The organism is Salinisphaera sp. (assembly GCF_035690525.1).
GTDB lineage: Bacteria > Pseudomonadota > Gammaproteobacteria > Nevskiales > Salinisphaeraceae > Salinisphaera.
In genome coordinates, this window is record NZ_DASSKM010000070.1 from 14,059 (window position 1) to 37,480 (window position 23,422).

Here is a 23,422-nt window from a genome sequence, read left to right on the forward strand (position 1 = left end):
TTTGCCGCTCGACGGCTCGATCAACTATCCAGCGATCGCCAAAGACACGCGCCGCTCGCCCCCGCCAGCATATCCAGATATTGCTCGTGCGCGGCGTGTTCGTCGGCGCTGGCACGCTGCACGCGCGGCCGCCGCCCGCCGTCGAGATAACTCGCCAGACCGGCGCTGGCGAGCTGATGTCCGTCGCTGTCGTCCTCGGCGGCCAGCGCGATATCGATCTGGCCGCCGGTCATACGCAGATAGACGTCAGCCAGCAGTTGCGCGTCGAGCAGCGCGCCGTGCAGTTCGCGATTCGAATTATCGATCTCGAAACGCTTGCACAGCGCGTCGAGACTGTTGCGTTGGCCCGGAAACATCCGGCGTGCCTCGACCAGGGTGTCGATGACCGCGCCGACTTCCTCCAGCTTTTTGTGCGCGGGCTTGAAGTCCGACAGCTCCTTGTTGAGAAAGGCCAGATCGAACGGCGCGTTATGGATGATCAGCTCGGCGTCGGCGAGATAATCGGCCAACCGGTCGCCGACCTCGGCAAAGCGCGGTTTGTCGGCGAGAAACTCCAGCGTGATGCCGTGCACATCGATCGCGCCCTGATCGATTTCGCGATCCGGATGCAAATAGATATGCAGATCGTTGCCGGTCAGCCGGCGGCTGACCATCTCCACGCAGCCGATCTCGATGATGCGATGCCCGGCATCAGCGTCCATGCCGGTGGTTTCGGTATCGAGCACGATCTGTCGCATGTCGTTTTCCTGTCAGGCTCGTCGGGCGTTCTTTGCACAGTCCGCAAATGAACGGCGTTCCCCATGCAGCATTCGCTCACCCGGCGGCGGTCATCTGGTCGATACCGCGGTTAGCCAGCGCGTCCGCGGCCTCGTTGCCGGTGTTGCCGGCGTGACCCTTCACCCAGTGCCATTCAATCTCATGGCGCTGACAGGCTTCGTCCAGCGCGCGCCACAGTTCGGCGTTCTTGACCGGCTTCTTCGCCGCGGTCTTCCACCCGTTGTTCTTCCAGTTGTGCAGCCATTGGGTAATGCCCTGGCGCACGTAGTTGGAATCGGTGTACAACGCGACCCGGCACGGATACGACAGGGCGTTGAGCGCCTGAATGGCCGCCATGAGTTCCATGCGGTTGTTGGTGGTATTGGCCTCGCCGCCGCACAGCTCGCGGCGATGTTCGCCATACGCTAACAGCACACCCCAGCCGCCCGGACCGGGATTGCCGCGGCAGGCGCCGTCGGTATAGATCGTGACGTTCTTGGTCATGGACGCGATGGTAGCCCGGCCGCCGGGCTCGATGCCAAACCTCGTTCGCGCCGGCGCGCGAGCACGCGACGGACGGACGGCGGGATGCGCCACAGGGCACGGCGGCGGGCGATCAAAGCGTATGCCGGCGCCGCCCAGGCCAAGGGCGCCAGCCAACGCGTATCCACATGCGCCTGCCAGCAGCGGCCGAACAACGGGAAACCCGGACCGTAACGCCAACAGGCGGTGGTCTCGAAATCGAGCAGGCGCAGCCAGTCGGCCAGGCGCGCCGCGCGCGGCGGTACCGAACGTGGCGCGAAGCGATGCGCCGAGCGCCGCAGACCCTGGCTCCTGGCCCAGGGCGACAACGGATTGAACGCCAGATTCACGAGCTGCCCGCGCGGGCTGAGCACGCGTGTGCATTCCCGGATGAGCGCGTGCGGCTCGGCACTGAGTTCGAGCGCGTGCGCAAGGATCAGCGCATCGATGCTGCCGCTCGCCCAGGGCAGGTTCTGACCGTCGATCCGCACATCCACACCTTCGCCCGCGCAGATATCGGCACGCCACAGGCGCAGGGTACCCACGCAATCACAGGTCTGGCGGGCGAGGCTCGGCACGCCGATGTAAATGCAACGATAGCCGGTCAGGCCCGGCAGGACATCCGCGAGCAACGCGGTTTCATGCGCCTGCCATACCGCGGCGGCGGGCGATTCGAACCAGGCCCGCGCAGCCTGCGCATCATCGGCGACGAATCGAAACAATTGATTTTGCCCCAGGCCGTTGGCAACATTCGGCGATGCTCAAAGTCAACGCTGTTCCCGCGCTATCGGATAATTATATCTGGATCGTCTCGACCGGCGATAGCGCGCGCGTCGCCGTCGTCGACCCCGGCGAGGCGGCGCCGGTGGTCGATTATCTGGCCGAACACGGGCTCGAAATCGCCGCATACCTGATTACCCACCACCACGGCGATCATGTCGGAGGACTCGCATCGCTGTTAGCCGATCATCCCGCGCCGGTCTACGGCCCGGCGGCTGAAGCCGACAAAATCGGTAATATCGACCATCGGGTGGCCGGCGGCGATCGCTTCACGCTGGACTTTCTCGGCGCGACGTTCGAAGTGATCGATGTGCCCGGGCATACACTGGGCCATATCGCTTACGACACCGACGGTGTATTGTTGGCGGGCGACGCGCTGTTTCGCGCCGGCTGCGGCCGTGTGTTCGAGGGCACACACGACCAGATGCAGCAATCTCTGGCCCGCCTCAGGGCGCTGCCGGACAATACGCGCGTCTACGGCGGACATGAATATACGCAGAAGAATCTCGCCTTCGCGACGACGGTCGAACCGGACAACGCGGCGATCGGAGCCGCAATCGCGGATGTCGACGCGCTACGGGCCGGGGGGCGGCCGAGTTTACCGGGCACCCTGGCCGAGGAAAAACGGATCAATCCCTTCTTGCGCTGGGACGACGACAACGTAAGGGCCGCGGCCAGCCGGCACGCCGGCCGCGAGCTTGACGATCCAGGCGAAATTTTCGGGGTTTTGCGCGACTGGAAAGATGCGAACTGACAAATGCTGCACGCGGCTCGGGCCGCGTTTACGATTCAACACGACCCGATCGGCGCCGGGCGGTCTTATCCTGGTTCTGGTACTGGCCGGCGTGGTCGGCGGTTGCGCGACCGCGCCGCACGGCAACACCGCCTCGACGCGCGCCGACGCAGCCAATGGCGGCGCGCCGACGACGGTGCCCGCCGCGGCCTCGGAGATCTTGGAGCAGGCCGCGGAGAATAGCGACGACGGCGGCCGGACCACGACCTATAAAGCCGCGGTGGTGCGCGAACATTACACGCCGCAGGATTGGCCGGCGCCCAGTCAAGATCTTTGGTCCCAGATTCGCTCGGGCTTCCAGCTCGACCCGAACGACGAGCGTCGCCTGGTGCGCGTGTGGACACAATTCTATGCCACCCACACCAATCATCTCAGCCTGTCGCTGCAGCGTGCCCGCCCGTTTCTCTGGCATGTCGTCCAGGAGGTGGAAGAACGCGACATGCCGACCGAGATTGCGCTGCTGCCGATTGTGGAAAGCGGCTATAACCCATCGGCGGAGTCGTATGCGGGCGCCAGCGGGCTGTGGCAGTTCATGCCCGGCACCGCCGATTATATGGACCTGCCCCGCGACTGGTGGTACGACGGACGCAACGACCCGATCGCCTCGACCAACGCGGCGCTGAACTATCTGCAGACCCTGAATCAGCGCTACGACGGCAACTGGCTACTCGCCCTGGCCGCCTATAACGCCGGCCCCGGACGCGTCGACGACGCCATCGCCGAGGCCCGGGCCGAAGACAAGCCGACCGACTATTGGGACCTCGATCTCCCCGAGGAAACCACCCAGTACGTGCCGCAACTCCTGGCGCTACGCCGGATCATGATGACGCCGGCCCGCTTCGGCGTGAGTTGGCCGCAGTTGGCCAACGCGCCGCGCACCGAGGTGGTGAAACTGCCGGGCCAGACCTCGATCAAGGTTGCGGCCGACATGCTCGGCATATCCGAGGAACGGTTGCGCAAGCTCAACCCCGGTATGCGCCGCTGGGCCAGCGAGCCGGACGGCCCTAGCAAATTGCTGGTCCCGGCGGCCAAGGCCTCGGCGTTTCGCAGCAAACTGGCCCGTGTCGACCCCAGCCAGTTGATCGATCGAACCACCCATGTGGTCCATCGCGGCGATACCCTGAGCCGCCTGGCCCAAACCTACGGCGTGAGCGTCGCCGCGTTGCGCCAAGCCAACCATCTGCCGAGCGATCGGATACGCATCGGCCAGTCGCTGATCGTGCCGCGCCCCGGCGGTCACCAGTCGGCCCCGCCAGCCGAGCCGAGCCAGACCTATATCGTGCAGTCCGGCGATACGCTGTGGCATATCGGCCAGCGCTATAACGTGAGCGTAGCCAGCCTCAAGCGCGCCAACGGTTCGGCCGTGGCCACCCTGCATCCCGGCCAACACATCGATATTCCCGGTGCCGCCAAACCGCCGGCACCGAGCACCGTGGTCGTACATTCGGGTGACTCGCTATGGGCGATCGCCCAGGCCAACGACGTGACCGTCGAGCAACTGCGGCGCTGGAACCGGATGCACAAGGATACGCCGCTGATGCCGGGCTCGACGATCGCGGTCGACGGGCCGGCGCCGCTGCCCAGCTTCTACGAAGTCGTGCCGGGCGATTCGCTGTGGTCGATCGCCAGCCGGTTCTCGATGCAGGTCAACACGCTGCGCAGCCTCAACGACATGAGCACCGGCTCGACCATCCGGCCGGGCGAACGGCTGCGTCTGCAACCCGAGGTATCGGGCTGACGTTTGCGCCGGGTACGATAGCGATACGACACGAATTCAGGAGAAGGCATGGGGTTTCTTGACGGCAAAAAAGCCTTGATCACGGGCTTGGCGAGCGAGCGCTCGATCGCCTACGGCATCGCCAACGCGATGCGCGATCAGGGCGCGGAACTCGTGCTCACCTATCAGGGCGATAAGCTCAAGCCCCGCGTCGAGAAAATGGGCGAAGCGCTTGGCGCGGTAGCCGTGTTGCCGCTCGACGTCGCCGAGGACGCCCAGATCGATGCGCTGTTCGAGGCGCTCGGCGCGCACTGGGACACGCTCGACATATTGGTCCATGCCATCGGCTTTGCGCCCCGCGAGGCCCTGTCCGGCGGCTATCTGGACAGCGTCTCCCGCGACGCATCGCGCATCGCGCACGATATCAGCGCCTACAGCTTCGCCGCTCTCGCCAAGGCGGCCCGGCCGATGCTGTCGGACAAGGCCTCGTTGATCACCCTGACCTATCTGGGCAGCGAGCGTGTAATGCCGGGCTACAACATCATGGGCCCGGCCAAGGCGAGCCTGGAATCCAACATGCGTTTCATCGCGGCGGACCTCGGCGCCCGCGGGGTGCGGGTGAATGCGATCTCGGCCGGCCCGATCAAGACGCTGGCGGCCTCCGGCATCAGCGGTTTCCGCAAAATGCTCGGCTATGCGCGCGACACCGCGGCGCTAAAGCGCAATGTCACCCAGGACGAGATCGGCAACGCGGCCGCTTTCCTCGGCTCCGACTTGGCCTCGGGCATCACCGGCGAAGTCATCTATGTCGACGGCGGCTATCGCGTGATGGGCATGAGCCGACTCGAAGAGGAATAATACCGACGGTCACAAACACGAATCGACGCATTTGCTCATACATCGCCAGGATTAGCCGGGTATCAACTGCAGCTATATCGAAATGCTCGACGGGTGTTCTGAGCAGGGCCTCGCGGTGTGGTTCGGTGTTTTCTTGCAGGCTTCGGGTTTGTGCATCCATTGCTGATCCTCTGTTTCTATTTTCGGTTTCGCCATTCCGGATACGTGTGCTATTAATCCGGCATGAAAATACCTTCATGCCGGATTAATAGCGCGAGTACGCCACCGCGTGCTCGCCGCGGCCATCGGCCGCGAAGCAGTTGAAAATCAAGGACGGACATGCGCCGGCCTTGATTTTTAAGCGCGTTGAAAACAGCTGACCTTTCAGCTGTTTTGGTGCCGGATTAGTAAGAGCCCGGTATGTGGCTATTTCGCGCTTTGCGAGCTGGTTTTTGGGCTGTGTTGAATAGACTGGCGTGGAATGGTTTCGACGACCTTCAAAGCGCCTATCAATCCCGCAATACTTATCGCTGCAGGCAGCCAGAGCGCGACGCGGTACACATCTCCCGCCAAGGTTTGGCTCGAAGCCGCCGAGGCCACTAGCCAGCCGTATCCGAACTGGACTACCGCAGTCGTTAGAAATACGCCCATGTTCACTAGGGACAAAGCAGTCCCGGTTGAATCAGCCGGCACGCCCTCTTTCACAGCCGCGAAAGACACGACGACTTGCGCACTCGAAAGGCCCAGCAGTACGAAACAGACCCAGGCCGCGACCGGCGTATTGCCGTCGGCAAATAAGAGCCAGACCCAGGACAGTACGCTGACGCCGGATGCCGCAATGATGAAGGCCTTGCGGGTCCGCAGCTTGTCGGAGAGTTGGCCGACGAAGAGAGAACCGAACCCGTAGGGCAATAACGACAACGTCATTACCAACGCGGCCGTGTCTCGCTCGAAGCCGAAGCTATGGGTCAGAAGTGGCGTGCCCCATAGTCCCGCGAAGGCGTAGAACGTCCCGCTCGTGCCCGAGATGGCCAGCATGATCAACCATATCTGCGGCCGGCGGATCACGGAACGCATGCTAGCCAAGCTTCCGGTTTGCTCTTTGTTGGTGCCCACGGCGACTTGGCCGAACCTTCCGGTCGGAGGTGGGCGCCAAAAAAAACCGATGAGAACGGCCAGAACGATGCTAAGCGTACTCAGGACGAGGAATATGGGCTGCCAAGGGCTTATTTTCAGCAGTAGCGCGGCGGGCGCTTCGGACGCGATCGAGCCCAGCGCTGCAATTAGAAGCGTGCAGCCCGTAACGAACCCGAATCGTTTCCCCGTGAACCAGATCGCGTTGTTCTTCATCACGCTGGCGAAGACAATCGACATACCAAAGCCAACCAAAGCCGGCCCGCACATAGCGAAGGCGAACGAGGGAGCCAGGGCCAGAAACGCGGCGCCTACACCGACCAGCGCCGTACCGACGCTCGCCGGGGTCCGTATCCCATACCGATCCACGATCATGCCGGCTGGGATCTGCATCAGGGTATAGACCCAGAAATGCATGGAGGCGAGCCCGCCGAGTGCCGTGCTGCCCACGTCGAAAGTTCGGGCGATTGGCTGGGCGAATGTCGCTGGCGCGAACCGATGAAAAAAGCCAATGAAGAACGCGATCGATAGCAGCGCATACCCGAGCATTTGTTGAGCTCGAACATTCATGACGCGTGCTTACCTCTACATTGGGGATAGTCGCCCCGCAGTACTATTTCACGCTCAAACCAACGCGGGTCTGTATAGATGCGATTCGGCGGTTGCTCGGCCTGGTCTAACGCCTGAAACAGTGCGGTGAATTCAGACTCATCGACGGAGTAGCCAAAAGAGCCGGAACCGCCAGGCTGAGTATCGAACATCGCGGGCATAAGCTGAAAGCCAAGATCCAATACTCGTAGCTCGAATCTGTGCCGTATAGGTACAGATCGTTGACAAACGTGCAGTACAGTGATCTTGAGTCACGACAGGGGAATGCTGTGCTGTACGAGCGCTTGGCGGATAACGTCGCTCATCTGATCGAAAACGGCGTGTACCAACTGGGCGCCAGATTGCCTTCGGTGCGCCGCATCAGCGTCGAGAAGGATTTGAGCGTCTCCACGTGTGTGCGGGCCTACCATGAGCTGGAACGCCGCGGCGTCATCGAGGCCCGCCCCCGGTCTGGTTTTTTCGTTCTTTCCACCGGGACGAGCCTGGCCTTGCCGAGCGTTTCGTCCGAGGCGGCAACGCCCGTCCCTGTATCCGGCCGCGATCGGATATTGCGGATGCTGGATGCCTCAGCAGAGCCGGATATGACGAACTTCGGCGCAGCATCACCGCACCCTGGCTTCATGCCCAGTGGCGCGATCGCAAGAGCCAGTAGCCGAATATGGCATATGGCCCGTCGACGGTGTATGACGCAGGCGTTTCCCCCTGGCGCCTTCGAACTACGAGCAGAAATTGCAAGACGGCTTAGCCTGGCATCTTGCGATGTCTCGCCAGACGATCTGGTTATTACAAATGGCTGCCAAGCATCGCTGACACTCGCTTTGCGATTAGTCTGCAAGCCGGGGGATGTGGTGGCCGTCGAATCACCGACTTATTACGGGCTGCTCGAAGTTTTGGAGCAATGCGGACTCCGAGCATTGCCCATACCAACGGACCCTCAGACCGGGGTTTCCCTTAAGCTGCTAGAGAAAGCGCTCATTCGATGGAATCCGGGTGCGATCGCCGTGATCCCGACGATTTCGAATCCGATGGGCGTCACCCTGTCCGAGGAGAAGAAGAGGAGGTTGGTGCAGCTAGCCGAGAAATACGGCATACCAATCATCGAGGACGATGTTTACGGGGAACTTGTAGCCTCCGGACGACGGTCCCGCCCGCTCAAGAGTTGGGATCAATCAGGGAATGTCTACTATTGCAGTTCTGCCACAAAAACTATCTCCGCCGGCCTGCGGATCGGATGGGTGTGGGTGCCGTCCGAACGTCGAGAAGAAGCCCGGTATCAGCAATATCTCGCTTCGGTCTCGGTAAACACACCCGCCCAGCTTACGCTCGCGAATTATCTGGCGACCGCCAACATCCATCGACACATGCGTATCGCGGCCCGAGGCTACAAAAGATGCCGGCGCGAATTCGCCGCGCAGCTAGAGGCAAAACTTCCTGCTTCAGTCTCGATCAGCCGGCCGCATGGCGGGTTTCTAATCTGGGTCGAGCTACCGGAGTACGTGGACACAACCGAGTTATTATCTCGTGCGTTAGCCAGACACGTTGTGTTTGCCCCAGGCGAGTTGTTCTCCCCGGATGGCGAGTTCAAGAATTGCCTTCGGCTGAATTCGGCCCTCGAATCGGCCGAGATGGCAAATCGGGGGATCAGCATTCTCGCTGAGCTAATGTCCGATAGCATAAAAAGCTAGAATAGCCACGATGATCTCAACGAGCGCCTGACGCTTCGGCATGAAGCTGCAGCTATTTGTCAGTTCGCCGCAGCGGTGGAAACAAGCTATGCCGCCGGTACGCTTGCCGGCCAGCCAGCACACGACCTCAAGCAAGCGCTCGATTGAACGAGGCGATATGCGGATTCCATCGACCCGTGCATGAATCCTCGTCATCCCTATTAGGATGAGCCGCCCAACCCAATCGCTGTGGCGACCCACCGTGGCGTTAGCCTAACGGTTTTGCCCCGCGCCTAGCGGCTACCGCGTGGCATGTCTTCAGGATTCAACGGCACAATCTGCTAAGCCTTCGGGCTGTGACTGCCCGCGTCTTCGTCAAGCCGTAGTATCTTCAGTAGGTAGAAAACCATTGATGCGCGTACGCTGATCTTAGCGATGCCGTCGCGCATTCCGTGTTCCCAGGCAATAGCCGTCTTCTGCGCGTCGGCAAGTTGTTCGTGGGGAGCGATGCGGACGGTGATGGTCTTATATAAGCCCGCCGCATTGCGCAAGTACCGGAACAGGGCGCGATCAACGCCGATCGCGCGCCTCCCGCACCGGGCGGCATGCGGGTCCGCACCGAGTGGTTCGAGAAGTTAAGGTCGATACAGCCGAGACACCTCGGCGTTTGTCCGGTTACGACTCGATTGGCTCTTCGTTCTGTCGGATTACGCCTTCCGACCTACGGGTCTCTGCGTAGGTCGGCTTAGGCCGTAAGCCGACAGCCGTGTCGCGACTGTCACGACGATCAGTTCAGCGCGCTCTCGTGAATTTCGACATCGGCCTGCCGGCGTAAATAACGGCTAAGCGCGCCGTACTCCAGGTTGGCGTTGTAGCCGGCTTGCCGCTGCGCGATTTGCTTGCGCGGTACCCCGCCCTGCTTGTCGCCGCTTTGCACGCGGCTGGCGGAGACAACGACCAGTGCGGCTTGGCCGTCGTCGGTCGAGACCACTTTGTACTGCGCGTCACCAGACTGTTTGGCATCGAGCGGCAGCCCGAACGCGGCGTCGAGCACTTTCGGATCCAGCTTGCCGTTATCGCGGCCGACGAACCCCGGCCGGCTCAACGTGGCACCCTTGGCGTTGTCCGCGATCTGCGCCAGCGGCTTACCCTGGCGTGCCTGGGCCATGGCCTGCTGCGCGGCCTGCTGCGCGCGCTCCTCGGCGCGCTGGGCGACCAGACGCTGGCGAATCGTGTCGCGCACCGCGGTCAGCGGTTTGCGCTGGGCTGGCTGGTGATCGGTCACCCGCAGCACCACGCGACGCTGGTCCCCCAGCTCCAGCACCTGGCTGTTCAAGTGATCCTTGAGCACGGCGTCCGAAAATGCGGCCTTGCGCACCGCCGTGTACTGACCGAGCCCGGAACCGCCGCCATCGCGGCTGATCCAGTCCGTATGCCGGATCTTGAGCCCCAGCTTGTTGGAAATGGTCTGCAGCCCGTTCGGCGCCTGGTAGGCCAGACTATCGAGCTTGTCGGACTTCGAGCGGAACGCCTTCGCCCGGGCCTGATCGCGCGCCATGGCCTTGAGCCGGGCCTGGACGACCGGGTCGTCGAAGCCGGGGGTCTTAGCCGGGGTCACGGCGGTGGTGCGCAGTACATACCACGCGTCGTCGCCGCGCACCGGCTTGGACAACTCGCCCTGCTTCAAGCCGAATACGGCCGAGCCCACGGCGTCGGGCAGCGCCGACTTCGCTTGACTGTCGATCCGACTGAACTGCGCGCCATCGTTGGCCGCGGCGGCCTGCTTGAGCGACTGTCCATTGTTAACGGCCGCGATCACGGACTGTACGGTTTGGCGCGCCTTGGCGTCGTCGCCGCCCTTGATCGGAATTCGTACTTGTTTCGCGCTGCGCTTGGCCGGGGTGCCGAACTCGCTCTTGTGGGCTTGGTATAGTTGCTGCAAACGATCCGGCCCCGGCTGGTCCGACGACAGCCGGTCGGCGTCCAGCGAGACGTAGGCCAGCTTGACCCGCGGCGGGCGCATAAACTGTTTTGGGTGGCTGTCGTAATAGTTCTTGATCGCCTGATCATCGACCTTGATCTGGCCGCTGTAGGCCGACGGATCGAAGCGTAGCACCTCGATCTTGCGCTGTTCATGGGAGCGACGATAGGCCGCATCGACCTCGGGCGGGGCAGCAAACGCGCTGCCCGCCACGATCTGGCGCACCTGACCGGCCACCATGCTACGGCGCAACCTCGCCTCGTACTGGGCGGGCGGGATGCCGGCTTGCGCCAATAGCGCCTTGTAGCGCTGGGTGGAAAACCGGCCGTTGTCCTGGAACTGGGGATTGCTGCGGATCAGCGCCAAGAGATTGGCATCGGTCACGCGGTAGCCGTTGTCCCTGGCGTACTGCGTCATGACCGCCTGCTCGATCATGCCGTCGAGTACGTTCTTGCGAATCTCGTCGCGCGGAAACATGCTGGCGTCAAAATGATCGCCCATCATCTGCCGCAGGCGCTGATAACGCTGGTTGAAAGCCTGCTGCAACTGCGATTGGGTGATATTGGTATCGCCGACGCTGGCCACCACCGGGTCGGCCGACGGGGTGAAATAGGAGCCGACGCCCCAAACCCCGAACACCACCGCGATCACGGCAACGACAATATACGCCAGCGGCCCGCTGGCCCCATCTCGGATCTTCTGCAGCATATTTATTCACCAATAGCCCCGCGGCTTGCCGCGGCACCTTAGCAATGGCGTTTCCAAAGGGGAGAAACGCTACTCTCCCCTTTGCTCGACCACGTGGCCGAAGGACATTTGATTCTCGGCTCACCGGACAGTTGTGAAAACCGGCTCATGCCGGCAGCCACGGCATTGTGCCTGTCGCGCGGGCATTGTGCATCCACGTGCGACAGACGAAAAAAAGGCGCTCTTCAAGAGCGCCTTTTCCGGTCTGCGCGGCATGGCCGGTAAACAGACTATGGCGGAGCGGACGGGACTCGAACCCGCGACCTCCGGCGTGACAGGCCGGCATTCTAACCAGCTGAACTACCGCTCCCTTGACCTATCGTTTGGTGGGTGCTGACGGGTTCGAACCGCCGACATTCGCCTTGTAAGGGCGACGCTCTACCAACTGAGCTAAGCACCCCTCAAAGTATCGAGGCAAAGCGTCGAGGAAACCCTCACCACCCTGCGAAGACGCGCTAGTTTACAGCATCCTTCAGCGCTTTGCCAGCCTTGAATCCGGGCGTTTTTCCGGCCGGGATCTGAATGGACTGACCGGTCTTGGGATTACGGCCCTGGCGGGCGGCACGCTCGCGCACGGAAAAGACGCCAAAGCCCACCAGCGAGACCTTGTCGCCCTTCTTCAGAGCGTCGGTGACCGAGTCGATCATGGCGTCGACGGCGCGCGAAGCGTCGGCCTTGGAAATATCCGCGTCCGCGGCGACGGCATCGACGAGTTCAGTTTTGTTCATAACTAAGCATCCCCTTTTAGGAGTGAGAGATTTTCGACCGGTCCGTCTAGCGAACCCGCCTTCACGCTGGCCTAGCCGCGCGTTCACTGCAAGTGCTCCGGGCCTGACCGTCGTCGCGGCGTTGCCCGACCGCAAGCGGGCTTTATACCAAGGCCTCGATTCCAGCGTCAATAAAGGCTTAGCACCGGAATCGGAGCGCCGACGTAAATCAAGGCTCAATGCGGGCTCAATGCGGCCGGACTTCGCCCGGATCGGCCTTGCGCTGACCTTCTGCCGATGCCTCTTCGGCCGGCAGTGGCTGGGGCTGGCGCGTGAGCGCGATTTCGAGCACTTCGTCGATCGTGCGGACCGAACGAATATCCAGCCGGTTCTTGATATTGGCCGGGATCTCGGCGAGATCCTTCGTGTTCTCGTGCGGAATGACCACGATCTTGATCCCGCCGCGATGCGCCGCCAACAGCTTCTCCTTGAGCCCGCCGATCGGCAGAACGTCGCCGCGTAGGGTGATTTCGCCGGTCATCGCGACGTCCGCGCGAACCGGAATCTGGGTCAGCGAAGAGATCATGGCGGTGCACATGCCGATGCCGGCGGACGGCCCGTCCTTGGGCGTAGCACCTTCGGGCACGTGCACATGAAGATCCGCTTTCTGCATGAAGTCGCGCTCGATGCCGAGCGCGGTCGCGCGCGAACGGATCACCGTCAGCGCCGCCTGGATCGACTCCTGCATCACGTCGCCCAGCGACCCGGTGTGCGTGGCCTTGCCCTTGCCGGGAAGCGAGGCCGCCTCGATCGTGAGTAGTTCGCCGCCGACCTCGGTCCACGCCAGACCGGTCACCTGACCGACGCTGTCGTGTTCCTCGGCGCGGCCGTAGCGGAACTTCGGCACGCCCAGGTACTTGTCCAGGTTGCGCGTGGAGACCTGCGCGTGGTCGCGCGCCTTTTCGCTGATCAGCTCCTTGACCACCTTGCGGCAGATCTTGCTGATGTCGCGCTCGAGATTGCGCACCCCGGCCTCGCGCGTATAGCGCCGGATGACATCGGTGATCGCGTTATCGGAGACCGAGAGTTCGTTGTCCTCCAGCCCGTTTTCTTTCATCGCCTTGGGCAGCAGATAGCGCTCGGCGATGTTGACCTTCTCGTTTTCGGTGTAGCCGGACAGCCGGATCACTTCCATACGATCCAGCAACGGCGCCGGGATGTTCATGGTGTTGGCGGTGCACACGAACATGACCTGCGACAGGTCATAGTCGACCTCCAGATAATGATCATTGAACGTGTTGTTCTGCTCCGGATCGAGCACTTCCAGCAGCGCCGAGGCTGGATCGCCGCGGAAATCCATCGCCATCTTGTCGACTTCGTCGAGTAGAAACAGCGGGTTGCGCACGCCGACCTTGACCATGTTCTGAATGATCTTGCCCGGCAGCGACCCGATATAGGTGCGCCGGTGACCGCGGATTTCGGCCTCGTCGCGCACGCCGCCCAGGCTCATGCGCACGAACTCGCGGTTCGTGGCGCGGGCGATCGAGCGGCCGAGCGACGTCTTGCCCACGCCTGGCGGGCCGACCAGGCATAGGATCGGCCCCTTGATCTTCTTGACTCGGCTCTGCACGGCCAGGTTCTCGATGATGCGCTCCTTGATGCGCTCCAGACCGTAGTGATCGGCGTCCAGCGTTTGCTGCGCCTTGGCCAGATCGATCTTGGTCCGGGAGCGCTTCTTCCACGGGATATCGACCATCCAGTCGAGATAATTGCGCACCACCGTCGCCTCGGCCGACATCGGCGACATGGTCTTGAGCTTATTGAACTCGTTCGTGACCTTCTTCTTCACTTCCTTGGGGAAGCCGGCCTTTTCGATCTTGTCTTCCAGCTCGTCCAGGTCGTTGGGCACCTCGTCGATCTCGCCCAGCTCCTTCTGGATGGCTTTCATCTGCTCGTTGAGGTAGTACTCGCGCTGCGACTTCTCCATCTGCTGCTTGACCCGGCCGCGGATCTTCTTCTCGATCTGCAGCACCTCGATCTCGGCGTCGGTCTTGGCGACCACGTGCTCGAGGCGCTCGGCGGGGCCGGCGATCTCCAGCACGTCCTGGCGCTCGTCGAGCTTGAGGTTGAGATGGGCGGCGATGGTGTCGGCCAGGCGGCCGGCCGAATCCATGCTCGACAGCGACGGCAACAACTCCGCTGGCACCTTCTTGTTGAGCTTGGTATACGACTCGAAGGTGGACACCGCCGAACGCATCAAGGCGTCCATCTCGGCCGATTCCTGTTCACCGTCGTCGATGGTTTCGTGCTGGGCGACCAGCCCGCCGTCCGCCTCGTGCAAATCCGACAGGCGGGCCCGGCTGCCGCCCTCGACCAACACCTTCACGGTGCCGTCGGGCAGCTTGAGCAGTTGTAGAATCGAGGCGAGCGTACCGACCTCGTAAATATCGTCCACGCCCGGATCATCAATATCCGCGGCCTTCTGGGCCACGAGTAGAATCTTCTTGTCCTCGGCCATGGCCGCTTCAAGCGCGGTGATCGATTTCTCCCGCCCCACGAACAGCGGAATCGCCATATGCGGGAACACGACCACGTCGCGCAGAGGAAGAACGGGTACCAGGGCGTTGTCAGCCATGCGGGCCCTCGCTGATATAAAGCGGCCGGCAAGAAAGCCGGCCGCTGTGGGTTTGCGTTCATGGTGCGGCCGGCCCGGGGTTTTTCAATCACCGGGCCGACCGGCATCGAACTCCAAGCTCTAGACTAGGCTCTAGACTAGGCGCCGGCGCGCTCCGCCTCCGCGTTCTCGTAGACGATATAGGGCTGGGCGTCGCCCTTGACCACCGCATCGTCCACGACCACCTTCGAAACATTCTCCATCGCCGGCAGTTCGTACATCACGTCCAACAGGATGGATTCCAAAATAGTGCGCAGACCGCGCGCGCCGGTCTTGCGTTCCATCGCCCGATGCGCGATCGCCTTGAGCGCGTCCTCGCGCAGCTCCAGCTCGCAGTTCTCCATCTCGAACAGCTTGGCATACTGCTTGGTGAGCGCGTTCTTCGGCTCGCGCAAGATCGAAACCAGCGCGGCCTCGTCCAATTCCTCGAGCGTGGCGACCACCGGCAGGCGGCCGACGAATTCGGGAATCAGGCCGTACTTGACCAAGTCTTCCGGTTCGACCGTCTTGAGCATCGCACCCAGGCTGCGCTTATCGGACTCGCTCTTGACCTCGGCCGAGAAACCGATGCCCGAACGCCCCGCGCGCTGCTGAATGGTCTGATCCAGCCCGGCGAAGGCGCCGCCGCAGACGAACAGAATGCCCGAGGTATCGACCTGCAGGAATTCCTGCTGCGGATGCTTGCGCCCGCCCTGAGGCGGAATCGAGGCGGTCGTGCCTTCGATCAGCTTGAGCAGGGCCTGTTGCACCCCCTCGCCCGAGACGTCGCGGGTGATCGACGGATTTTCCGACTTGCGCGAGATTTTGTCGATCTCGTCGATGTAGACGATGCCGCGCTGGGCCTTTTCCACATCGTAGTCGCACTTCTGCAGCAGCTTCTGGATGATATTTTCGACATCCTCGCCGACATAGCCCGCCTCGGTGAGCGTAGTGGCGTCGGCGATCGCGAACGGCACATCCAGCAGACGCGCCAGCGTCTCGGCCAGCAGCGTCTTGCCGCAACCGGTCGGGCCGATCATCAGAATATTGGACTTCTGCAGTTCGACCTCGTTGTCGGCCGCTTCGGCGTTCAGGCGCTTGTAATGGTTGTATACCGCGACCGCCAGGATTTTCTTCGCCGACTCCTGGCCAATGACATAGTCGTCCAACACGCGACGAATTTCCTGCGGGCTCGGCAGGCCCTTCTTGGCCGGCTTGCTGGCCAGTTCCTCGCGCATGATGTCGTTGCACAGGTCCACGCATTCATCACAGATGAATACGGACGGGCCGGCGATCAGCTTGCGAACTTCGTGTTCGCTCTTGCCGCAGAACGAGCAATGCAGCGTCCGGCCGGAGTTCTCCTTGGCGCCGTTCTCGTTGTTGCCGTTGTCTGCCATGGTCGTGACCTCGTTGAGGTGGCCTGTCGATATGTCTTACGTATGACATACCCGACAAATGTTTGTCACGCGATCGGCCGCCGGATTCGGGTACGGCGGCCGGGCGTGGACGTGAACACCCTAGCCGGACTTGCCGGCCAAGGCCTCGCGCGACGTCAGCACATCGTCGATCGCCCCGTATTTCACCGCTTCGTCCGCGCTCATGAAGAAATCGCGCTCGGTGTCGCGCTGAATCTTTTCCAGCGGCTGGCCGGTGTGATGCGCCAGGATATGATTCAACCGCTCGCGGGCCTGCAGAATTTCCCGCGCGTGAATTTCGATATCCGACTGCTGGCCCTGGAAACCGCCCGATGGCTGGTGAATCATCACGCGCGAATGCGGCAGCGAATAACGCTTGCCCGCGGCCCCGGCCGCCAACAAAAGCGCGCCCATGCTGGCGGCCTGGCCGAGACACATCGTCGCCACGTCCGGCTTGACGAACTGCATCGTGTCGTAAATCGACAGACCCGCGGTCACGGCGCCGCCGGGCGAATTGATATAGAGCTGGATGTCCTTATCGGGATTGTCCGATTCGAGGAACAACAGCTGCGCGACGATCAGGTTGGCCATATGGTCGTCGACCGGGCCCACCGCGAAGATCACCCGCTCCTTGAGCAGGCGCGAATAGATGTCGAACGACCGCTCGCCGCGGGCGGTCTGCTCGATCACCATTGGAATCAGCCCCAGATTCTGGGTCTGCATGCTGTCATGTTCTGCCATAACGTCTCGCTTTCCTTGCGTTGGCAGACAGGGCCGAGCGATCAGCCCTGCTGTCGATTGGCGTTGAGGAGCTCGTCGAGCTCGGTTTCCTTTTCGGTGATGGCGGCGTCGTTCAGCAGATTGTCGACCACCTGCTGCTCCATCACCATTGCCTGCAGACCCTGCATCAGTTGCGGGTTCTGCTGATAGTAGTTCTTGACCGCCTCGGCCTGGTCGCCGTAACCGGAGGCGACTTCGTCGATCTTCTCGGCCACCTTGTCCTGGTCGAGCTCGAGTTCCTTCGCCGAGATGACTTCGGCGATCAGCAGGCCGAGCGCCACGCGCTTGGTCGCCTGCTCGCGCAGCCTATCGTCGGGCAACAACTGCCGGGCCTGCTCTTCATCGACCTGCATCTGCTGCGACATGCGTTGCATGGCTTCGCGACGCATGCGGTCGATCTCCTCGGCTACCATCGACTCCGGCACATCGATTGAATTGGCGTCGTGTAGCGCGTCCAGGGTTTGGGTCTTCACGCTGGTCTCGATAGCGCGCTTGACCTCCTGCTCGAGCGACTCGCGGATCCGCGCGCGTAGACTTTCACTCGTACCGTCCTCGATGCCCATCTGCCGGATGAAGTCTTCATCGAGTTCGGCCGGCTTGGCCTCTTTCACGGCTTTGAGTTCGACATCGAAGACAGCGGGCTTGCCCGCGAGATCCTCGGCGCCGTAGTCCTCCGGGAATGTCACATCGATCTGGAATGTCTCGCCGGGCTTGCGGCCGACCAGGCCGCGCTCCATGTCCGGCAGGAACTGTTGCTCGCCGAGCGTGATCTCCATATCGTCGGCACTGCCGCCCTCGAAAGCCTCGCCGTCGATGCGGCCGACGTAATCGACCACAACCTGATCGCCGTCGGCCGACTCGCGATCGACCTCCTCCCAACTCTTGTTCTGGTCCTTAATACGCTCAAGCGTGTTGTCGATATCGGCATCGGTGACTTCGGCCACCGGCTTTTCGACCGCGATCGCGTCCAGCCCCTTGAGTTCGATCTCGGGATAAACATCGAAACTGGCGGTGAACGACAACGGCCCGTTCTCCTCGAACGCGTCCAGCTCGATCTCCGGCTGGCCGGCCGGATTGAGCTCGGATTGCTCGACCGCTTCCGGATACGTGCTCTGAACCAGTTCGCTCACCGCTTCCTGTCGCGCCTGCGCGCCGTAGCGTTGATACAGAATCTTGCGGGGCGCCTTGCCCGGCCGAAAACCCGGGATGCGCGCATGCTGGCCGACCCGCTTGACCTTGTCATCCACCGCGCTGTTCACGCGATCGGCCGGAATCTGCACCTTCAGACGCCGCTTCAGGCCACCGGAATTTTCTACGGAGACGTCCATCAACTACCTCGAATCGATTCTGTTTGAGCGTTATTAGCGGGCGACACGCCGCCCGGCTGACCGGCCAGTATAGCAACCCGGCCCGGGGCGCGCGCTCTCGGTTTTGGGGACTTTAGTCGCGCGCCGGCGGCGCCATGAATTCCGGCCCCACCGGATCGGTCACATGCCGATCGACAATGCGGCCAATCTCGCGCCGGGCGTCCGGATCGAGCTGCCAGCCGGGCACATTGGCCACCGCATCCAGCTGATCCGGGGTACGCGCGCCCCACAACGCAAACGTATGATCGTACTGATCCAGCAGCCAGCGGATGGCCAGATCCAGCACGCGCTTGTCGTAGTTTTCCTGCGCGAATGCATCCAGCGCATCGACCGCGGCCAGATACTGATCGAAGCGCGGCTGTTGGAATTTCGGGTCGTTGTTGCGCAGATCGTCGCCGGGGAACTCACGCTCGCCGTGCATGCGCCCCGAGAGCAAACCACGGCAGAGCGCGCCGTAGGCCAACAAGCGGGTATCGTGCTCGCGCACCCAGGGCAATACATCCTTGTCGATCTGACGTTCGAACAGGTTGTACGGGTTCTGCGCAACATCGATCGTGGCGATCGTCGAAAACTCGCTCATCTGCTCGGGCGAGAAATTGGAGACGCCGATCGCGCGGATCTTGCCGGCGGCCTTGGCCTCGGCCATGGCTTCGGCGGTCTCGCGCGGGTCGACCAGCGGGTCCGGCCAATGCACCTGCAGCACATCGATCACGTCGGTGCGCAGACGGCGCAGCGAATCGTCGACTTCCTTACGAATACGTGCTTTCGTGGCGTTGCGACGCACGCCGCCGTTATCGTCCCATTCCAGTGCGCATTTCGTGGCCAGCACGACCTGGTCGCGCATCTTGGCCTCGGCGATCGCTTTGCCGACGATTTCCTCGGAGCGGCCAAAGCCGTACACCGGCGCGGTATCGATCAGCGTCACGCCCTGGTCCGGCGCGCCCTGGATGGTGCGTATGGACTCGGCCTCGTCGGTGCCGCCCCACATCCAGCCGCCGATCGCCCAGGTGCCCAGGCCGATCCGCGAAGCCGAAAGGCCGTTGCCGTTGATGTCGCGGGTTTCCAAAACCAACTCCGATTGATTGACCCCAACAGAGATGGGCGCGCACGGCGCGCATTCAAGCGTGGACCGGCAAATCAAATATCTTTCGACCACGCGGTATAAAACCGCGCGGTCGACCAAAGGGGAGAGCTATCGCCTCTCTCCTTTGGAAACCCCATTGCTAAGGTGCCCGCGGCAAGCCGCGGGGTATTGGTGAATCAAAGCGCGCGGAGGCGTTTTGCCGCGGCCGATTTGGGATCTAACCGGCGCGGGCGACGATCCGCATCGCCAGCTCGCGCACGGCAATCGACATCGCGCGCCCGATATCGCCGGCGCTGCGCCCGGGCGCGGGCGGCAGCGGTTGCTTGATCAGGCTGTGGTTACGCGCCACCGTATCGCCGGCCGCATCGACGACCCGCCAGGCGGCGGACAGCACGACGTTGCCCGACGGCTGCGGCTCGAAGGTCGAGATATCGACATCCACCTCGTAATGCTTATCGCGCCGGGTCTGCAGCTTTTCGTCGATGGTCTGCTGCAACAGCCGGGTCACCGCGACCGGCAGACGCTCGGCCCACTTGGCGTCGGGCAGCCGCGTCAGCACGTAGTCGTCGGTACGCAGTTGGATGTCGTAGCTGTCCAGATACTCGGGCATTTGCACACGCCGCACCTCCCAATTGCTTGGACGCGCGGCCAGGCGCTCGGTCTGCGGCGGCGAGAGCAAGACGTGCTTGAGCGGCGGCAGCGAGCCGCAGCCGGCCAGGAGCCCGGTTAGAAACAGCGCGGCCAGAACCACGGCCAGGACCCGGGCAGCCGCCGCCGGAGAACGAAGAATCGTCGCGCTTTTCATGGGCTTCGCTCGCATTGCAGGTCGATTGTTATAGATTGGATAGGTGCTTGATCGGTCGATCGTGAACCAAGACGGGCCGATCACGCTACCGGGAACCGCCGTAGAGCAGCGTATGCGGATCACGCTCGATCTTTTCGGCGAACCGGCGCAGCGACGAAGCCGCGGCCGCAAGATCGCGCACCGCGCTCTGGATATCCTGGCGCGTGCCCGATTCCGGATCGGTGAACTGCTCGAGATTCTGCGACAACTCGCTCAGGTTCTCGCTGGTCTGCTGCGCGTTGTCGAGCAGCTTGTCGATCTGTTTATCGTGGCTGGCGATCTCATCGTTGGCGGTATCGCTGAGCGTGCGCACGCTGGCCAGCGTCGCCTGTAACTGTTTGTTGTTGGCGGCGACAGCCTGTTGCACCGTTTTCAGGGTCTGCCGCGTAACTTGCGCCGTTTGATCGAGATTCGGCCCCAGCCGGTTCACGGTGTTGTCCAGATCCTGGGCCAGCTGGACCATCGTGCTCATGGCCTGTTGGATCTGGTGCAGCGCTTCCTTCCAGGGCAACTGGGCGACCGTATCCTTGAGCTGCGAGATTTCGGACGGCACCGCGGGAATCTCGGGCAGATCGAGCTCGTCCGGCGGGACCACGAAATTCGGTTGGTTTTCCGGATCGAAACCCAGATTCACCGCCAGCTGTGAAGTGACATAACTATAAACCACCAGTTGCGCGCGCAGTCCGCGCTTGACCATCTCTTCGATGGTGAGATCGCTGGGCGTATGTTCGTCGCCGGCCACGACCACATCATTGCCCGAAACCTCGATGGTGACCGCGATTTTCGCCCCGCCTTGCGGATTCAGGCGCAGTTGCACCCGACGCACGGTACCGACCTGCACGCCCCGGAACAGCACGCGCGAACCGTTGTTCAGACCCAACACCGATTGGTTGAAGAAAATTATGGCCCGGCGCTCATCGCTGAACAGGCCGGTGTTGCCGAAAGTCAGAATACCCACGGCGGTCAGGGCGATCGCGCCCAACAAAAAGGCGCCGATGATGGTATAGCTGCGGTTACTGGCCATGGCTAGTACTCGTTTGTCGTTGCGCGCGCGGGCTCGTCGATCGGCTCGCGCTTGAGAAAAGCGCGTACGCGCGCATCCTCGGCGTGCTCGACCAGATGACGCGGATTGCCGTGCGCGATCGCGGTCTTGGACTGGTTGTCCAAATAGATGCTGTCGTCGGCGATCGTGAAGATGCTGGGCAACTCGTGACTGACCGCGATCACCGACAATCCCAGCGCATCGCGCATGCGCATGATCAACGCATCGAGACGCTGCGAGGTGATCGGGTCCAGCCCGGCGCTGGGCTCGTCGAGAAAAAGATAATCGGGATCGAGCGCGATCGCCCGGGCCAGCCCGGCGCGTTTGGCCATGCCGCCCGACAGCTCGCTCGGCATCCGCTGTTCCTGGCCGGCCAGCCCGACCAGCGCCAGTTTGAAGGCGACCTGGTCGCGTATTTCGCCGGCCCGCATATGGGTATGCAACTGCATGGGCAGCGCCACGTTCTCGCCGACCGTCATCGAACTCCACAGCGCGGTGGACTGGAACAAAACGCCGATGCGGCGCTGCAGCGCCGCGCGCCGCGCCGGCTCGGCATTGACCAGACGCTGGCCGTCGAAGCTGATGTCGCCGACCGCCGAGCGCTGGAGGTCGATGATATGACGCAGCAACGTACTCTTGCCGCAGCCCGATACGCCCATGATGACGAAAATGCTCGCCGGCGCCACATAAAAAGATACGTCGTGCTGCACCACGGTGTCGCCAAAGGCCAGCCGCAACCCGCGAACGGCAAGCCCGCGCTCGGGCGTCGGCGCTTGGGCCTCGAGTTCCGCCATCAGCGTCGCCCCGCAAACGCTGTGGCGCGACCGGTCGACCCGCCTCGCATCAGATACCCAGCGCGTTCGTGCACAACGCCGCCACCGCGTCGATGAAAATGATGCCGATAATACAGACGACCACGGTGCGGGTCGCGGCGCGCCCGACCTCCGCCGCGTTGCGGCCGGCGTGCAGGCCGATATAGCAGCTGGTCAGCGCGATCAGTACGCCGAACGCGGTGGATTTGACCGCGCCGATAATGAACTGCCGGATAGCCACCGCGTCCTGCAAGCGCTCGATGAACGCCGCCGGCGGGGTCCCGAGCACGATGTTCGCCACCGCCAGGCCGCCGACAATAGCCAACGCTGTGCCGTAGAGATAGAGCAACGGCATCATCAAAGTGAGCGCCGCCAGCCGGGGCAGCGCCAGGAACTCGAAAGGCGATACCCCGATCATGCGCAGCGCATCGATCTCTTCGTTGGATTCCATGGTCGCCAGATGCGCGGCGAACGTCGCGCCGATCCGGCCGGCCATGATGAAGGCGGTCATGATCGCGGCCATCTCGCGCGCCGAGGCGATGCCGACGAGATCGGCCAGATACATGCCCGCGCCGAAGGTCGCCAGCTGGACCGCGCCGATAAAACCGATCACGGCGCCGATCAACAGGTTGACCACCGTAACCACCGGCAGCGAGGCGGCTCCGGTCTCGCGCACCAGTTCGATGAAATCGCGCCAGCGCGTCTGCGCCCGTCCGGAGACCAGCGCCGGCGTGCGTACGAGCGCCTGACCGACCAGCGCCGCCGTATCCCGGCCGACCTGAACCCGGCGCACGAACCGGGCGCCGAGCCGCGCCAGCTGGCGGCGCCGGTCCGGCCCCAGACCCGTCGCGGCGGGCCTAGGGCCGGCCAAGGCGATCAGCGCGTCGACATCCCGCGGCAGCGCGCGTTCGGTTACGGTTACGCCGGCGGCGTCGAACTCATGGCGCAGCGCATGCACGAAAGCGGCCACCCGCGGATGGCCGCTGGCCAGGTCGCGGCCGTCGATCATCACCGTCGAGGGCCGGCCAAGATCGCGCCGTACGCCGGCCGCCGAAGGCAAGCGCGCGGCCCGGCCCCAGTCGCCGCCGAGCCGGATGACGGATTCGCCGGCCGCGGTTTCCAGTGTGTAGAGCGCGGCGTCGCCGCTCATGCGCCCCCCGCGCGACAGTCGCGTGGCC

The 23,422-nt window shown here is 62.9% G+C and carries 19 protein-coding genes and 2 tRNA genes; 4 read left to right on the top strand and 17 right to left on the bottom strand.

Annotation, left to right across the window (positions count from 1 at the left end; all coding sequences use genetic code 11):
- Window positions 1-20: 20 nt before the first annotated feature.
- The 3 genes from dnaQ to VFJ08_RS05315 all read right to left on the bottom strand — a co-directional run bounded on the left by dnaQ (window position 21) and on the right by VFJ08_RS05315 (window position 2,000).
- A complete protein-coding gene (gene dnaQ / locus VFJ08_RS05305; protein ID WP_324995914.1) occupies window positions 21-737 on the bottom strand; it encodes a DNA polymerase III subunit epsilon in 717 nt (238 codons plus the stop codon).
- A gap of 76 nt (window positions 738-813) precedes the next feature.
- Complete coding sequence (gene rnhA / locus VFJ08_RS05310; RefSeq protein WP_324995916.1) at window positions 814-1,260, bottom strand: ribonuclease HI; 447 nt, start codon at window positions 1,258-1,260, stop codon at window positions 814-816.
- The gene (locus VFJ08_RS05315; RefSeq protein WP_324995918.1) at window positions 1,257-2,000 is read right to left on the bottom strand and encodes a methyltransferase domain-containing protein; all 744 of its coding nucleotides are present in this window, start codon (window positions 1,998-2,000) and stop codon (window positions 1,257-1,259) included. The genes rnhA and VFJ08_RS05315 overlap by 4 nt, the downstream gene beginning before the upstream one ends.
- A gap of 35 nt (window positions 2,001-2,035) precedes the next feature.
- Here VFJ08_RS05315 and gloB point away from each other — a divergent pair, with 35 nt between their 5' ends.
- Genes gloB through VFJ08_RS05330 form a run of 3 tightly spaced genes read left to right on the top strand, consistent with a single transcriptional unit; the run spans window position 2,036 to window position 5,426 of the window.
- Window positions 2,036-2,812: a hydroxyacylglutathione hydrolase gene (gene gloB, locus VFJ08_RS05320; protein WP_324995920.1), complete on the top strand. Its 777-nt coding sequence runs from the start codon at window positions 2,036-2,038 to the stop codon at window positions 2,810-2,812.
- The gene (locus VFJ08_RS05325) at window positions 2,802-4,589 is read left to right on the top strand and encodes a LysM peptidoglycan-binding domain-containing protein (protein ID WP_324995922.1); all 1,788 of its coding nucleotides are present in this window, start codon (window positions 2,802-2,804) and stop codon (window positions 4,587-4,589) included. Before gloB ends, VFJ08_RS05325 begins: the two co-directional genes overlap by 11 nt.
- 48 nt (window positions 4,590-4,637) lie before the next feature.
- A complete protein-coding gene (locus VFJ08_RS05330) occupies window positions 4,638-5,426 on the top strand; it encodes an enoyl-ACP reductase (protein WP_324995925.1) in 789 nt (262 codons plus the stop codon).
- Window positions 5,427-5,831: 405 nt separating this feature from the next.
- Here the strand turns inward: VFJ08_RS05330 and VFJ08_RS05335 are convergent, their stop codons facing one another.
- The gene (locus VFJ08_RS05335; protein ID WP_324995927.1) at window positions 5,832-7,109 is read right to left on the bottom strand and encodes an MFS transporter; all 1,278 of its coding nucleotides are present in this window, start codon (window positions 7,107-7,109) and stop codon (window positions 5,832-5,834) included.
- 308 nt (window positions 7,110-7,417) lie between these two features.
- Here VFJ08_RS05335 and VFJ08_RS05340 point away from each other — a divergent pair, with 308 nt between their 5' ends.
- Entirely contained in the window at window positions 7,418-8,833 is a 1,416-nt protein-coding gene (locus VFJ08_RS05340; protein WP_324995929.1) for a PLP-dependent aminotransferase family protein, read from the top strand.
- A gap of 766 nt (window positions 8,834-9,599) precedes the next feature.
- Here VFJ08_RS05340 and VFJ08_RS05345 read toward each other — a convergent pair.
- From VFJ08_RS05345 to VFJ08_RS05405, 13 genes are all read right to left on the bottom strand, one after another.
- Window positions 9,600-11,501 carry a SurA N-terminal domain-containing protein gene (locus VFJ08_RS05345; protein WP_324995931.1) on the bottom strand — a complete coding sequence of 634 codons (1,902 nt, stop codon included), beginning with the start codon at window positions 11,499-11,501 and terminating at the stop codon, window positions 9,600-9,602.
- A gap of 272 nt (window positions 11,502-11,773) precedes the next feature.
- Window positions 11,774-11,850: transfer RNA gene (locus tag VFJ08_RS05350), tRNA-Asp, on the bottom strand.
- A 14-nt stretch (window positions 11,851-11,864) separates the two neighbouring features.
- Window positions 11,865-11,940, bottom strand: a tRNA-Val gene (locus VFJ08_RS05355).
- 55 nt (window positions 11,941-11,995) lie between these two features.
- Window positions 11,996-12,268, bottom strand: a complete 273-nt coding sequence (locus tag VFJ08_RS05360; RefSeq protein WP_324995932.1) for an HU family DNA-binding protein — start codon at window positions 12,266-12,268, stop codon at window positions 11,996-11,998.
- 226 nt (window positions 12,269-12,494) lie between these two features.
- Window positions 12,495-14,882, bottom strand: a complete 2,388-nt coding sequence (gene lon, locus VFJ08_RS05365) for an endopeptidase La (protein ID WP_324995934.1) — start codon at window positions 14,880-14,882, stop codon at window positions 12,495-12,497.
- A 137-nt stretch (window positions 14,883-15,019) separates the two neighbouring features.
- On the bottom strand, window positions 15,020-16,297 hold the full coding sequence (gene clpX, locus VFJ08_RS05370) for an ATP-dependent Clp protease ATP-binding subunit ClpX (protein WP_324995936.1): 1,278 nt from the start codon (window positions 16,295-16,297) through the stop codon (window positions 15,020-15,022).
- A gap of 120 nt (window positions 16,298-16,417) precedes the next feature.
- Window positions 16,418-17,056, bottom strand: a complete 639-nt coding sequence (clpP, locus tag VFJ08_RS05375) for an ATP-dependent Clp endopeptidase proteolytic subunit ClpP (RefSeq protein WP_349256953.1) — start codon at window positions 17,054-17,056, stop codon at window positions 16,418-16,420.
- Window positions 17,057-17,097: 41 nt separating this feature from the next.
- The gene (tig, locus tag VFJ08_RS05380) at window positions 17,098-18,423 is read right to left on the bottom strand and encodes a trigger factor (RefSeq protein ID WP_324995938.1); all 1,326 of its coding nucleotides are present in this window, start codon (window positions 18,421-18,423) and stop codon (window positions 17,098-17,100) included.
- 112 nt (window positions 18,424-18,535) lie between these two features.
- Window positions 18,536-19,528 carry an aldo/keto reductase gene (locus VFJ08_RS05385; protein ID WP_324995940.1) on the bottom strand — a complete coding sequence of 331 codons (993 nt, stop codon included), beginning with the start codon at window positions 19,526-19,528 and terminating at the stop codon, window positions 18,536-18,538.
- Window positions 19,529-19,763: 235 nt separating this feature from the next.
- Entirely contained in the window at window positions 19,764-20,351 is a 588-nt protein-coding gene (locus VFJ08_RS05390; RefSeq protein WP_324995942.1) for a PqiC family protein, read from the bottom strand.
- Window positions 20,352-20,436: 85 nt separating this feature from the next.
- On the bottom strand, window positions 20,437-21,414 hold the full coding sequence (locus VFJ08_RS05395; RefSeq protein ID WP_324995944.1) for an MlaD family protein: 978 nt from the start codon (window positions 21,412-21,414) through the stop codon (window positions 20,437-20,439).
- Between the two features lie 2 nt (window positions 21,415-21,416).
- On the bottom strand, window positions 21,417-22,226 hold the full coding sequence (locus VFJ08_RS05400) for an ABC transporter ATP-binding protein (RefSeq protein ID WP_324995946.1): 810 nt from the start codon (window positions 22,224-22,226) through the stop codon (window positions 21,417-21,419).
- A gap of 49 nt (window positions 22,227-22,275) precedes the next feature.
- The coding region (locus tag VFJ08_RS05405; protein WP_324995948.1) for an ABC transporter permease at window positions 22,276-23,422 on the bottom strand (1,147 nt) is incomplete at its 5' end.